Below are 13,413 nucleotides of genomic sequence, written 5' to 3' on the forward strand. Positions count from 1 at the left end.
TGCGCCGGTGCAGGCCACCCGAGCAGCAGCGGCAAAAGGGCAGGAAGGCAGGCATTGCGCATGCCCGCACGCTAGCGGCGGCGGCGCGGGAAATGCTGCGCTTTTGGCCGCCTTCGCCCCCTGTCGATGCCGAAGGACGGCCCTCATCCGGCAGGCCGTCGCGAACCGGCGCCGCGCACGGCAGAGCGCCTGCCGAGAACGACATAGGCCCGCCTCCTGCTTGGAGGCGGGCCTATGCCGGACGTAGGAAGATCAGAGCTTGGCCTGAACACCCACGAACATGCGCTGGCCGGGGTAGTACAGCTCCACCGGCATGTCCTTGTTGATGAAGGTCTTCGAATATTCCTTGGTGATGTTCTGCATCTCGAAGAACACGTCGAAGTGGTACTTCGGGAAGCGTAGGGTAATCTTGCCGTCGAGGTAACCTTCGCCCTTGCGATAGATCGGGTTGTTGCCGTTGTTGGAATCCGATGCGTTATCCAGCCACTTCGAGCGGTAGTTGTAGCTGAGGCGGAAGTTCAGCCAGTCCTTGTCGTAGAAGAAGCTGGCGTTGTAGGTGTACTTCGAAAGGCCGGGATACTGCTTCAGTTCCGCACCGGTCGCGGCGTTGGTCAGGTTGGTGCGGATGGCGCGGGCATAGGTGAAGTTGCCGCTTGCACCAAAACCGTCGAACGGCTTGGGAAGGAAGGTGAAGACCGTCTGCGCGCTCCCCTCGATACCGTCCAGCAGTGCACCGTAACCGTTGACCGGCTGACGGACGGTATAGGTGATGCCGTCGTGGAAAAGGTCCACGCCGCTGCGCGTCACGTTGCGGATGACGTAGCTCGATTCGTACTTCTTGTAGTAGCCCAGGCTCAGCATCGTATCCGGGTTGGGATACCAGGCCAGATTCACTTCCCACTGGTCGGCACGGTAGGGCTTGAGATCGGGGTTGCCTGCGGTGCAGGTGTCGTCGGCAGTGGCGATGGTCTGGTCATCGAGGCAGTTGATGTTGGGAACCAGATCGACCGGCAGCGGCCGCGCGAGATTCTTCGCATAGTTGGCGCGCAGGAACAGGTTGCGCTGGAGTTCGAGGTTGGCGTTGAACGCGGGAAGGATGTCGGTGTAGCTGTTCGAAAGCTGCGCCACCTGCGCGGCAAGCACCACGGTTTCGGTGCCGCCGGTGGCGGTCGTGCGGGTGACGCGGCTGACGTTGGTGCCGACCCCGGTATCCTTGGTATGGGTCCAGCGGATGCCGCCGTTGCCGGTCAGGTGCATGCCCAGGAACTCGGTGTCGATGTCGAGCATCGCGTAGCCCGCCAGCACCGTCTCGTTGATCTTGGCGCTGGGGACCTGCGGATAGCCGTCGGCAAAACGCACCAGATCGTGATCGAAGCCGGACAGGTCATAGATCTGCGAGAGAACTTCGGAATCGAAGTTGGGGTAGGCCAGACGGCTCGGAATGCCCGAAGGCGCCCCCTTGAGCCCGGTGTAAAGCGGCGCGCCGCCGGTAACCCCGCCCAGCGACGAGATCAGCGAGGCATACTGCGCGGGCGTGATGTAATAAGTGTTGCCATTGCGCGGAACGGTGGGATTGGCCTGGATCTGCGTCGTGTAGGAGACGTTCGCGCTGGACTGGTACTTCATCGTCGTGGGATCGAGCAGGATCGAACCGCCGCCCGCGTAGTTCAGGAACTTCTGACGGCGCGCCTGGGCACCGAACTCGATCTTGCTGACGATCGGGTGGTCGATTTCCCAGTCCGCGTCGAACTTCAACTGATCTTCGGTATTGTTATACTCGGCAGGACGGTATTGCACGGTCGGACCATAGATCGGCAGGACCTGGCCATTCGCACCGGTGCGGGTGGCATCGGCATAGACGTTGGGATCGGCCGGATCGAAGTTCGACGGGAACTGGAAGACCGGGATGCCCTGCGAATTGTTGCGGTCGATCACGATACCCGAGACGCTGGTGCCCAGCGAGATCAGGTTGGTCTGCGAATCCGTATGCGCCTTGGCATGCGATCCCATGAAGTCGATCTGCAGGCGGTCCAGCTCCCAGCGTAATCCGCCGGAGAAGTACTTGGATTCCTGATCGTAGCTGAAGTCGCGCCGCTGCACGCCGACGATGTTGGCGGCGCCGTTCCAGTTGGGCGTGGTGGCCGAACCGATGTTGACGGCGTTGAGCGCCGTGGTCAGGCTGGTGACGACATGGTTCTCGTTGACCGTCGACGTGCCCAGCGTGACGCGCGGACGCGAGGTGCCGCCGCCCGCTCCGGCCGCCAGCGCCGGATCGAGGTTGAAGCGCTGGATCGCGGTGAGATCGACCGAATAGTTGACGTCCTGAAGCCGCTGGTTGCGCTTGTTCACCTGCGCGCTGGCATAAGCGCGCAAGTTCGGCGCCACCTGGTATTGCAAGGTGAGATCGCCCGAGAAACGCTTGTCGTCGCGCACGAGGCTGCGATAGCGCGGCACGCGCGGCGCCCAGTCGAAGAACTGGGTCTCGCAGGCCAGGCGATTGGCGGTGGCCTTCGCCACGCTCGCCCCGCTGACGCCCGCACAGCTTTCGTACGTGTTGTAGTTCGCATAGAGCGGGTCGGCGACGGTCTTTTCGGTCGAATGGTCGAAATCGGCCAGGCGCGCCCAGTTGGTATTGCTGATGTAGTCCTGACGGGTGTTCACGTCGCTGTAAGTGCCGGTGAACATGACGCCGAGGCCGTCGATCAGGAACTTCGGCGTGCCCGCAAAGAACGAGACGCGCGGGCGCCAGGTCTCGGTGGTGTCGAGATGCTGGCCGGACAGGGTCGCCGACAGCAGCGGCTTCATCAGGTCCAGCGGCTTGCGGGTCTGGACTCGCACGGTGCCGCCGATGCCGCCCTCGGTCAGATCGACCGCATAGCCCTTGTAGACGTCGATGGACTTGACCAGTTCGCTCGCCAGTTCGCGGAAGTCGCCGGCACGCTCGCCCAGCGCGCTGACCTGGCTGACGCCGTTGATTTCCACGCGATTGAGGTCGGGTTCGACGCCGCGGATGGAGACCTTGACGCCTTCACCGAAGTCGCGGCTGAGCTGTACGCCGGTGATGCGTGCCAGTGAATCGCCGATGTTCTTGTCGGGGAAGCTGGCGATGTCGTCGGCGACGATGGAGTCGACGATCGTCGAGGCGTCCTTCTTGCGGTTGATCGCCGATTGCAACGAGGCGCGGGTACCGACCACGACGATGTCGTTGGCCGTGGTGATGGCGCGTTCGACGGTCCTGCGGTCGGGCGCACCGGCGGTGTCGTCCGCAGCCTGGCTTCCGGCGGCCGGATCTGCCTCATTAGTCTGAGCAATGGCGGGCATCGAGACGATCATCGCAGCGGCAAGTGCCAGGCCCGAGGCACTGCGCCGGACATGCGACGATAACCGCTTTACTTGAAAATCAGGCGCAATTTCAGTGCTATGCGAAAGCATCACCTTTCCCCTCTTTCCCCTGACGATCCTGGTTTGTCCGGTTTTCCGGTGACTGACCGAATCAGTTTCTACACGGAGACTTATTAAACCGATATGTGGGATGCAATGCTATTATTTGGACCAAAGCTGTTAAAATTCGGGAGCATGTTCCACATGGCGCCCAAAAGGCCGCGGATTTGCCTCAACCCTCGAGGGTGCCGTTTATGAGTTTACGGCCTAGCGCAGTGCCGAGATGGCGTGGATCGGCAGCAGCGCCGCCCCCAAGGTGACCGGAGAACCGCGCAGGCTCGAGACACGTACCGGCGGTTCGCGTCCGTCCACGGTCGTCACCAGCGATGCGCCGCGCAGACGCGTCGCCAGCCCGGCCAGCACGTCCGGCGGCACCGCACCGGCGAGCACGATCGCGCCGGGATCGAGCCAGGCAAAGGCAGTATTGACCACGATCTCCAACTGGTGGGCGGCGCGGTCCATCCAGGCCTCGATCACCGGGCGCTGGGCATCCGACGCCACGTCGATCTCGCTGACCGAGGTAATCGCACACCCGGCGGTGCGCAGCGCGGAAAGCAAGTCGAGCGGGCTCGGCCGGGGCCGGTCGCCCGGGAACAGGCAGCCGATTTCCCCGGCAACCCCGAACTGGCCGCGCACCAGCCTTCCGTCCGCGACGACGCCCGCGCCGATCCCGTAGCCGAGCAGCAGCACGACCACGGTCGCATACTCGCGCAGCAAGCCGCCCATGTAGAACTCGGCGATGGCGGCGACGTTGGCGTCGTTTTCCAGCCAGAGCGGCCAGCCGAGTTCGGCGCTCAGGATTTCGCGCAGGCGCGCACCGCGCCAGCCGGGCATGTCCTCCACCACGCTCCACCGCTCGCCTTCGGTCGACAGCGCGGGACCGGGCACCGCCACGCCGATGCCCAGCATGCGCTGCCCGAGCAGGCCGTGCCCGTCGACAAGGTCGTGCGTCAGCCGCCGGACGCGCCGTGCGAACTGCCGGGGATCGATGGCGGCGCTGTCTTCGCGGTGGGCAGCGATGGTGTTGCCCGCAAAGTCGACCAGCACGATGTCGAGCAGTCCCTTGTGCGCCGTGGCGCCCACCGCATAGCCGCCCGCGGAGGCAAGCCGCAGCGGGATCGCCGGACGACCGCGGCCCTGGGCGCTACCATCGGTCACTTCCTCGATCACACCCAGCGTCAGCAGATCGCGCGAGATGCGGGTCAGCGCGGTGTTGCTGATCTCCAGCCGCTCCGCCAGCCCCGAACGCGACAGCGCGCCCGCCTTGCGCAGTTCGTGGATGATGCGGCGCTGGTCCTTGTCGAGCGCGGGAATGGCCATGGCCCTTGCGCTACGATCATTTATTTATTTTCACAACAATAATTAAAAACGTAACAGACGGCGTGCACTGGCCCCGCGTCGCCCACTCTCCCGGCGGCACCGAAATTCATGAGGGGCCATCATGCTCAAGTCTGTTCTCGCCACCGGCGCGGCCTTAGCCGCGCTTGCCGCCGCCATTACGCCGGCTGTCGCCGAAGAAGCACCCGCCGCACCTCCTGCCGCGGGCGAGGCTTCCGGCGATGACATCATCGTCACCGGGTCGACCCGTGCGGAACGCCGCTTCGACGTGTCCTACGCGGTCAACACGATCTCCCAGGAAGACGTCGAGAAGATCGCGCCGGTCAACTTCGCGGACCTGATCGGCCAGCTTCCCGGCTTCCAGACCGAGATCACCGGCGGTGAAGTGCAGAACATCTACCGCATCCGCGGGCTGCCCAACGACGGCGGCTTCGTGAGCTTCCAGCAGGACGGCCTGCCGCTGTTCCACGAGAACGACGGCGTGTTCTTCCGCGGCGACGCGATCCTCAAGCAGGATCTGATGACCGACCACGTCGAAGTCGTGCGCGGCGGCCCTGCCCCGGTCTATGCGAGCTACTCGGGCGCGATCATCAACGCGATCACCGTGACCGGCGACGAGACCCCGCGCGGCAAGGTGCAGGTCACGCTCGGCGATACCGGTCTCTACCGGCTCGACGCCTACCAGGCGGGCAAACTGGCCAAGGACACCTACTACGCGGTCGGCGGCTTCATGCGCTACCACGACGGCTATCGCGACAACGGCTTCCCGAACGACAAGGGCGGCCAGATCCGCGCCAACATCAAGCACGTGACGCAGAACGGCTTCATCAAGCTGAACCTCAATTACGTCAACGATCACAATGTGTTCTACCTGCCGATCCCGACCAACAATCCGCTCACCGGCGCCTCGCTGGACCGCTACATCGACTACTTCGACGGCACGATGAACTCGCCGTCGCTGCGCAACGTCAATCTCAAGTACCGTGACGGCAATGGCATCGTGCAGAGCCGCAATTCCGACCTCTCGGACGGCCGCCACATGCAGATGGTGAACTTCGGCGCGCACTACGAAGGCGACTTCGACGGCTGGCTGGTCACCGCCGCTGCGGGCTACACGCAAGGCCGCAACGACTTCACCGCGTTCTACTCGACCACCAACCCGGCCGATGGCAAGGCCTTTGCCGCCGGCTACCTCGCCCGCGCGACGGCGGCCTTCGGCGCGGTCGACCACTTCGGCTACACGCTGGCCGGCACCAACACCGTCTACGATCCCTATGCCGCCTCGGGCCTCGTCATGCAGGGCCAGTACCGCGACATCCACTCGAAGTTCTACTCGGGACAGGCCAACCTCTCGGTCGCCAGGAAGTTCGACACCGGCCTTGGCACGCACGACATCAAGCTGGGCCTCTATGGCAGCCTCTATGGCGAGAGCAGCCGCACGCTTTACCAGAACTACCTGATCGAGGTCGCCGGCAAGCCGCGCACGCTCGACCTCGTCGCCTACAACGCAGCCGGTACCGAGATCGGCCGCGTCACCGACAACGGCGTGCTCAACTATGCGGCGACGCTCAACCAGGGCGATTCCGACGCCAAGATGTTCGCGCTCTACGCCAACGACACCTGGGAGATCGTGCCCGGCCTGCGCATCGACGGCGGCATCCGCCACGAGCGCTACAGCTACAAGGGCTGGGCCGCGCTGACCGAGGCGGCGAACCTGGGCGACGGCACGACGCTTGCCGACGACAGCACGCGCGCCTTCACCGGCGTGATCCTCAACCAGAAGCTCAAGCCCAGCGTCACCAACTGGACGGTCGGCGCCAACTACGACTTCTCGCGCCACATCGGCGTCTACGGCCGCGCCTCGCATCTCGAGACGCCGCCCAACGTCCAGACCGTGATGAGCATCAACCCGACGATCATCACCACCGTCGCCGACCAGTTCGAAGCCGGGCTGAAGCTCTCGATGGGCCGCTCGTACCTCTACGTGACCGGCTTCTACACCAACTTCGATCCGCTCAACGCCTCGTTCCTGGCCTATGACCCGACCACCGGCCGCAACGACGTCAACGTGCCCTTCATCGGTGAGGCGCAGGTCAAGGGCATCGAGTTCGACGGTGCCTGGAGCGTGACCCCGTGGTTCACCCTCAACGGGGCGCTGACGGTCAGCGATCCCAAGTACAAGAACTTCGAGAGCAGCACCGGCGCCGATCCGGAGCAGGCCGAGGGCAACCAGATCGTCCGCCAGCCGAAGATCTACGGCAACATCCGCCCGAGCTTCGACTTCACCACCGGCGACACCGACGTGTCGGTCTACGGGCGCTACACCTACATGGGCAAGCGCTTCGTCGACCTCTACAACAACACCGCGCTGCCCGCCTACGGCACCGTGGGGGCGGGCGTGACGCTCAAGCACGGGACCTGGCAGCTGCAGGTCGTGGGCGACAACCTGTTCAACGCGCACGGCCTGACCGAAGGCAATACCCGTACCGACTCGCTGGCCGGCCAGGGCAGCGCCGAGGCGATCTACGGCCGCCCGATCTTCGGCCGCAACTTCCGCCTCGTCGTCGGCAAGTCCTGGTAAGGGAGGAGAGCGGATGCGTAACGGCCCGGCGCGCAGGGCGGCCCTCGCCGCTGCGGCGGCTCTCTCGCTCCTGACGGTCTGCGCGCAGGCGCAGGCCGTCAGGGACACGGTGGCGGAGAGCCTGTCTCAGCGGCTGTTTCCCGCGCTCGATGCGCTGGGCCATGATCCTGCGGCGCTGCGGGCGCTGCGGGATCGCCCCGAGGTAGCCGCCATGCTGCGCGCCCGGTCGGACCGGCGCGCGGCCTGCGCAGCCGACCTCGGCTGCCTTGCCCAGGCGATGATCTGGAGCGACGGCGAGGCCGGCATCCTCGCCGCCGCCGTTCCCGGCAAGGGCATGGATGACGGCCCGGCCGCACAGGCCGGGCGCGAGATCGCGGGCATCAACACGATCGTGCGCACGTATGGGGTGGGGCAGGTTCCGGCCTATCCCGGCATCGACGGCGCCGGCACGATCGACCCGCAGGAGGCGCGCGCGCGGCTGCAGGCGGCGGCATGGCTCGCGCAGACGCCGCGCGCGAACTCGGTGCAGGCGCTCGATCCCAGCCTCGACTTCGCGCTGGCGCTGCTCGATGCCGCCGATCGCCGCGATGCGATCGGCGACGTGCCGCTGTCGGGCGGGCTCAACGCGCCTGCCTTCCGGCGCGCGCGGGGCATGGACTGGTCGCGCTACCGCTACAGCGCGCTTGTTGTCACCGGGGTCGGCCCGGAAGTGGAGGGCATGCCGCTCAGCCCCTACAGCAAGTACCACCTGCGCCTTGCCGCCCAGCGCTATGCGGCAGGCGATGCGCCGTTCCTCATCCTCACCGGCGGCCATGCCCATCCGCGCGCCACCCCCTTCGCCGAGGCCGAGGAGATGCGCCGCGCGCTCATCGAACGCTACGGCGTGCCCGCAGAGACCCTGGTCATCGAACCGCACGCGCGGCACACCACCACCAATCTGCGCAACGCCGCGCGGCTGCTGGTGGCCCTGGGCGCGCCGCTGGACAAGGCCACGCTGATCCTGTGCAACCCGGACCAGAGCGCGATGATCGAAAGCCCCGACTTCGTGAAGCGCAACAACCGCGAACTGGGCTACCAGCCCGGCGCGATCGGTCCGCGCGTCTCGCCTACCGAACTGGAGTTCCGCCCCTCGGCCCTCTCGCTTCGCGTCGACCCCCGCGATCCGCTGGATCCCTGAACCTGCCCCCGAACCGGAGCCCCGCCATGCGCCCCATCCTGCTTGCCGCCGCCCTCGCCGCGCTGACCCTTTGCCCCAAGGCCGCACTGGCCTGGGGCGGCACCGCCCATACCGTCATCGACCGCGCCGCGATCGAGGCCATTCCCGATGACGGCCCGGTGTTCCTGCGCAAGTACGAGGACTATATCGGCGCATCCTCGCTGCTGCCCGACAGCTGGCGCGGCGATGCGGAGAACTTCTCGAAGATCGAGGAAGATCCCAACCACGGCTGGTTCCGCGAGCAGTTCGCCTTCCTGAGGCCCATTCCCCGCTCACGCTACGAATTCGTCATCGCGCTCTACAAGCAGTACGAGAAGATCAAGGACAGCGACCCCGAAACCGCGGCGCGTACCAATGTGCGCTGGACCGGCACCCTGCCCTATGCCGCGATCGAGGCCTACGACCGCATCGTCGTGTGCATGCGCCGCGTGCGGGCGGCAAACCTCGCAGGCGCGGACGCGGACGCGGCGGTGGCCGAGCAGAACTGCGCCTTCGATGTCATCCGGCTGGGTCACTACATCGGCGACGGGGCCAATCCGATGCACGATTCGGTCAGCAGCGATGGCTGGCGCGGCCCCAATCCGCACGGCTACACCACCGACCGCAGCGTCCATGGCCGCTTCGAAAGCCGCTTCGTGGACGGCATGAAGCTGACGGTAGCCGACATCGCCCCGCGCATCGGCAAGCCGGGCCGGACCTCGGGCGACATGTTCGACGCCGTGCTCGCCTATCTCGACACATCGGGCGACAAGGTGGGCGCGGTCTTCGCGCTGGAAAAACGCGACGGCTTTGCCAATTTCGCCGACAGGGACGTGCGCGAGATGGTCTACGAACGCACGGCGGCAGGCGCGACGATGCTGCGCGACATGCTGTGCCGCGCCTGGGCGGAGAGCGCCTCTCCGCCGGCGAAGGTCGAGCCCTCCCCCATCGATTTCGCCAATCCCCGGTTCAACCCGGAAACCGGCTCGGCGCCCGATTGAGCGAGCCGGTCGAGCGCGGCGCGCACCCTGGCGTGCCGCGCATGGCCAAGATCGAAACGCCGCAACAGCACGATCGCGGCGAGCGCGCCGGCCAGCGGCAGGCCAAGGCCGAGCCCCACCATCCCCGCTTCCACTACCGGCCCCTGTTCGGCGCCGGGCACGTAGCCCAGCCATCCCAATAGCCACCCGATCAGCGCCGTCGCCGCAGCGCCGCTGGCCTTCACCGCCACCAGGTAGAAGGCGAAGAGACCGGTTTCCAGCCGCCGCCCATGGCGCAGCGCCACAAAGTCCACCGCATTGGCCAGCAAACCCCAGGGCAGCATGAAGACGGATGCAAGCCCGAAACCGATCAGCACCGCGCAGGCCGGCAAGGCGATCGGAAGGCCAAGGCAGAGCGCGAAGACCGCGAAACCGGCGGCGCTGACACCGTGCCCCAGCGCCAGCACCCGTGCCTTGTCCAGCCGCGCCGTCAGCGCGGTCCAGAACAGAGCGCCCGCGAACTGCCCGCCGGTCATCGCCAGCATAAGCGTTGTCACCATGTCCGGCCGCTTGACCACGTACGTGCCGATATAAAGCACCATCCGTCCGAACGTGGGCATGGCAAAGCCGGTCGCGATGGCCAGCAGGCCCATGCCGATGACCAGAGGATCGCGCAGCGGCACGCCGATGCCGTCCCGTGCCGCGGCGTCGGCAGGCGGGCCTTGGCCGGTTTCGCCGCCGCAGGTCTGCACGCACAGGACCATGGTCAGGACAAAGAGCAGGCCCGCCGCAAGACCGGACAGTGCCAGGGCCGCGAAATCCTCGCTGCGGGCGGCATGCTGGACCAGCGGGGTGAGCACGAGCGCAACGCAGAGCGAACTCGCGGTGCTGAACAGCAGCCGATAGCCGGAAACGCGGCCCCGCGCACGGCTGTCGCCGGTAATCTGCGCCATCAGCGCATTGTGCGGCACGTCGATCACTGCATAGGCCCCGCGAAAGACCAGCATCGCCAGCGCCAGCAGCCATCCCTCGCGCAGGCCATAGGCGGGCATCGCGTAAAGCAGCGCAAAGGCCATGCCGCAGGGCACCGACCCTGCCGCCACCAGCCAGCGATAGCCGCGCCCCCTTCGGCGCAACCGGATCACCAGCGCGGCGGCAATGACATCGAAGACGAGGTCCCCGGCCAGCGCCACCAGCATCAGCGACCCTGCGGCCATGGCGCCGAGGCCCAGCAGATCGGTCATCAGGAACAGGATCGTCATGTCCACCCCGGCAAAGACCAGCGCCTTGCCGAAATTGCCCGACGAATAGGCGAACAGCTTCGCCTCTCGGATCAGGAGGTTCGGGCCCGGCCCGGTCATGGACATGGAAGATCGCACCGCCAGAAAGTTCGGATGGGCCTAGTAGAGTGATTCCGACATTCGAGCGCGCCCATTCCGATAGGGTAGCAAATGTCAGAACTGAACCACTAGCGGCGGTTCGTGACGGTTTTCGGACGTCGTGGCCGCGCGGATCTCACCGCTTGCAGAAGGGGCGGCATCCTGGGCCGTGTCCGCATCCGGCAGCGCCTGCATTTCGCCGAGCTTGGGGACGCGGAGGGGTTCGATCCGGCCTGCCGCTATGGTAATGGCGATCGGCACTTTGCCCGGGAATTGTAGCCGGAATTGTCGCTGAAACTGTCAGGCGGCCTGGAGGGCGTGGGTGCCTCGTCCTCCTTCACGCATCCCGCCCGAGGTTTCGATTCCCGCGTCGGCAAGCGATGGCGGCACATCCACCGCAGGCAGGTCCGGCAAGGTTCCCGCGTAATGCGCAACGATCGCCGGGGCCAGCGGACGCTCGAACACCAGGCGATCCTCGCCGGTCTGGCGCGCGCCGCGGATTGGACCGATCGCGCCGATCCAGATCGTGAGTTCGCCCTCCGGCAGATCCGCCTTGCCGATCCGGCATTCCTGCAAGGACAGCGAATGGATCGAAATCGGCAGGACATGCTCACCCGGCGCTACGACTTCGCCCGGAATGACCGTCCTTGAAACCAAACCTCGCATGAAAGCGTCCCTGGGAAACTGGCAGAATATCACGCGGCATGGACAGATGCGCATTACACGATGTCCACCACGCCAAGTGCGTGAGCCAAGTGCGCGAGAAGGCAAAAAGTTCCCGCCCGACCGGCAGCCGCTTCGGCCCGCGTTGTTCGCCATTTGGACGCCTCGATGGTGCCGTTTATGAGTTTACGGCCTAGGCGGCGTGGACAAATTCCCAGACTGCTTCCTAGCCGATCAGGAACGCCGCACGGTAGCGGAACCCGTCGGCGCGAAACTCGAGTTCCGGCGGTTCGGCGCCGGACGGCAGGAGGTTGCGCAGCAGCATCGTACCGACGCCGGCGGGGCCCACGGGCGTGGCGGCATGGCGGCAACCGGTCTCCACCCATTCGAACAGCAGCCTCGACGCGCCGCCTGCACTGTCCGACGACCATGTCAGCGCCACCCGCCCCTCGCGGCCGAGGGCACCGTGAAGCACGGCATTGGTCGCCAGTTCGTTGAGGATCAGGGCCAGCGAGCCGGTCATCTGGGCGGGAATGAAGACATCCGGCCCGTCAAGCGTGATGCGGGAAATCTCGTCTCGCGCCGAAGAGCGGCCGATGACCTTCACCGCCAGTTGCCCCAGCGCCACCGGCTCCCAGTCCTGGCTCGCGAGGATTTCGTGCGCGGCCGCCATTGCGTGCAAGCGCCCGACAAAGGCCGCGCTCGCCTTGTCGGCCCCCGGCAGCGACCGGAATGTCTGCCGGGCAATGCCCTGGATCACGGCCAGGTTGTTCTTGACCCGGTGGTTCAGCTCTTCGATCAGTTCCCGCTGACGTTCGCGCGCCCTTGCCTGCAGGGAAACGTCATGCCCCTGCACGAAGACGCCCGACGACGTGCCGTCTGGGGCCAGAATGGGCTGACAGATGACGTCCACGCGGCGCTGCGCGTCCGCGGCGTGCGGATCGACGTGAAGATCGAAGGGAATGTTCTCGCCGATGTAGGGAAGCCGGGTGCGCAGGACGTCGTCGATCTGCCCCGCGAACGGCATCGCCGCGTCAGCGGGCAGGACCTCCGACAATCGGTGGCCGACCGGATGGCGATGCCGAACATTTCGCGAAAGGCCTGGTTCGCGACGATGAAACGATGGTCCCGCCCGTCGAGGATGGCAATGAAACCGGGCGCCTGGTCGAAGACTTCCTTGAGCCACTCCGCCTCGCGGGCAAGATCGAAGTACCTCGCCTGCACCGCCTTGGCGCGGCCGACCAGACCGGCCTCGTCACGCAGCTTGCGCAGGCCATGCAGTTCGGTCACGTCGACGGTGTGCTGGAGGATGAATTTCACCTCGCCGTCGCTGCCGAGCTGCGGGGTATGCGTGGCGCTCCAGTAGCGCGGTTCCATCACGCCGTCCGGCCGCGCGATGTCGTAGCGGATATGGGCAATTTCATCGAGGTTGCCGGTTGTCAGCACCCGGTCCAGCGACGAGCGCAGCAACTTGTAGCTGTCGGAGGATTCCTCGCTCGGGAAGGCGTCGAACAGATAGCGGCCGACCAGATCGGTCCGCTCCCGCATCGTCGCGCGCAAGTAGGCATCGTTCATCCAGGCGATCGTCAGATCGCGGTCCACCACGATGTAGGGATTCGGTGAACCGGACAGGAGCGTCTCGAAATTCATGAAGCTATAATTCCGCCAAACGCATTAAGTTCAAGCCGGAGGCCCGGTTTCTTTCACGGGCAAAGACACGCAGCCGCTCCCCTTGAGCGTTTTCCGATCTGATTGAATCAGATCGGGCTCTCCAGATTCTTTGTTTGCCGCGTTTTTCCGAGTCACTGCGTGTTCCACTCCGTTCGAAAAACGCTC

The 13,413-nt window shown here is 65.8% G+C and carries 8 protein-coding genes and 1 pseudogene; 3 read left to right on the forward strand and 6 right to left on the reverse strand.

Translation table 11 applies throughout. The features are described 5' to 3' along the window. Positions 1 to 252 precede the first annotated feature (252 nt). Together OKA11_RS01980 and OKA11_RS01985 are read right to left on the reverse strand one after the other, a co-directional pair. Positions 253 to 3,321, reverse strand: a complete 3,069-nt coding sequence (locus OKA11_RS01980; protein ID WP_267218552.1) for a TonB-dependent receptor — start codon at positions 3,319 to 3,321, stop codon at positions 253 to 255. 327 nt (positions 3,322 to 3,648) lie between these two features. After that, positions 3,649 to 4,761, reverse strand: a complete 1,113-nt coding sequence (locus OKA11_RS01985) for an ROK family transcriptional regulator (protein ID WP_267218553.1) — start codon at positions 4,759 to 4,761, stop codon at positions 3,649 to 3,651. Positions 4,762 to 4,882: 121 nt separating this feature from the next. Between OKA11_RS01985 and OKA11_RS01990 the strand changes: the two genes are divergently transcribed. The 3 genes from OKA11_RS01990 to OKA11_RS02000 are packed head-to-tail and all read left to right on the forward strand — an operon-like array spanning position 4,883 to position 9,556. After that, positions 4,883 to 7,360, forward strand: a complete 2,478-nt coding sequence (locus OKA11_RS01990) for a TonB-dependent receptor (protein WP_267218554.1) — start codon at positions 4,883 to 4,885, stop codon at positions 7,358 to 7,360. A 13-nt stretch (positions 7,361 to 7,373) separates the two neighbouring features. Further along, a complete protein-coding gene (locus OKA11_RS01995) occupies positions 7,374 to 8,537 on the forward strand; it encodes a YdcF family protein (RefSeq protein WP_267218555.1) in 1,164 nt (387 codons plus the stop codon). A gap of 26 nt (positions 8,538 to 8,563) precedes the next feature. Continuing rightward, on the forward strand, positions 8,564 to 9,556 hold the full coding sequence (locus tag OKA11_RS02000) for a phospholipase C/P1 nuclease family protein (RefSeq protein ID WP_267218556.1): 993 nt from the start codon (positions 8,564 to 8,566) through the stop codon (positions 9,554 to 9,556). 59 nt (positions 9,557 to 9,615) lie between these two features. Here the strand turns inward: OKA11_RS02000 and OKA11_RS02005 are convergent. The 4 genes and pseudogenes from OKA11_RS02005 to OKA11_RS02020 form a co-directional block, all read right to left on the reverse strand. Continuing rightward, positions 9,616 to 10,902 (reverse strand): annotated as a pseudogene (locus OKA11_RS02005) (MFS transporter); the annotation flags it as partial. Between the two features lie 312 nt (positions 10,903 to 11,214). Beyond that, entirely contained in the window at positions 11,215 to 11,580 is a 366-nt protein-coding gene (locus OKA11_RS02010; protein ID WP_267218557.1) for a hypothetical protein, read from the reverse strand. A gap of 223 nt (positions 11,581 to 11,803) precedes the next feature. Further along, positions 11,804 to 12,433 (reverse strand): sensor histidine kinase, encoded by a 630-nt coding sequence (locus OKA11_RS02015; RefSeq protein WP_267218558.1) that lies wholly within the window; start codon positions 12,431 to 12,433, stop codon positions 11,804 to 11,806. Beyond that, positions 12,376 to 13,227, reverse strand: coding sequence for a PAS domain-containing protein (locus tag OKA11_RS02020; RefSeq protein WP_267218559.1), 852 nt, complete (start codon positions 13,225 to 13,227; stop codon positions 12,376 to 12,378). The genes OKA11_RS02015 and OKA11_RS02020 overlap by 58 nt, the downstream gene beginning before the upstream one ends. Between the last annotated feature and the right edge of the window lie 186 nt (positions 13,228 to 13,413).

The sequence above is a fragment of the Novosphingobium clariflavum genome (genome assembly GCF_026420865.1).
In the GTDB taxonomy this organism is placed as follows: Bacteria; Pseudomonadota; Alphaproteobacteria; order Sphingomonadales; family Sphingomonadaceae; genus Novosphingobium; species Novosphingobium clariflavum.

Excerpts from the sequence above, each read along its gene's own strand:
- OKA11_RS01995 (WP_267218555.1), top strand. The coding sequence starts at position 7,374 with ATGCGTAACGGCCCGGCGCGCAGGGCGGCCCTCGCCGCTGCGGCGGCT.
- OKA11_RS02010 (WP_267218557.1), bottom strand. The coding sequence starts at position 11,580 with ATGCGAGGTTTGGTTTCAAGGACGGTCATTCCGGGCGAAGTCGTAGCG.
- OKA11_RS02000 (WP_267218556.1), top strand. The coding sequence starts at position 8,564 with ATGCGCCCCATCCTGCTTGCCGCCGCCCTCGCCGCGCTGACCCTTTGC.
- OKA11_RS01980 (WP_267218552.1), bottom strand. The coding sequence starts at position 3,321 with ATGCCCGCCATTGCTCAGACTAATGAGGCAGATCCGGCCGCCGGAAGC.
- OKA11_RS01985 (WP_267218553.1), bottom strand. The coding sequence starts at position 4,761 with ATGGCCATTCCCGCGCTCGACAAGGACCAGCGCCGCATCATCCACGAA.
- OKA11_RS02020 (WP_267218559.1), bottom strand. The coding sequence starts at position 13,227 with ATGAATTTCGAGACGCTCCTGTCCGGTTCACCGAATCCCTACATCGTG.
- OKA11_RS01990 (WP_267218554.1), top strand. The coding sequence starts at position 4,883 with ATGCTCAAGTCTGTTCTCGCCACCGGCGCGGCCTTAGCCGCGCTTGCC.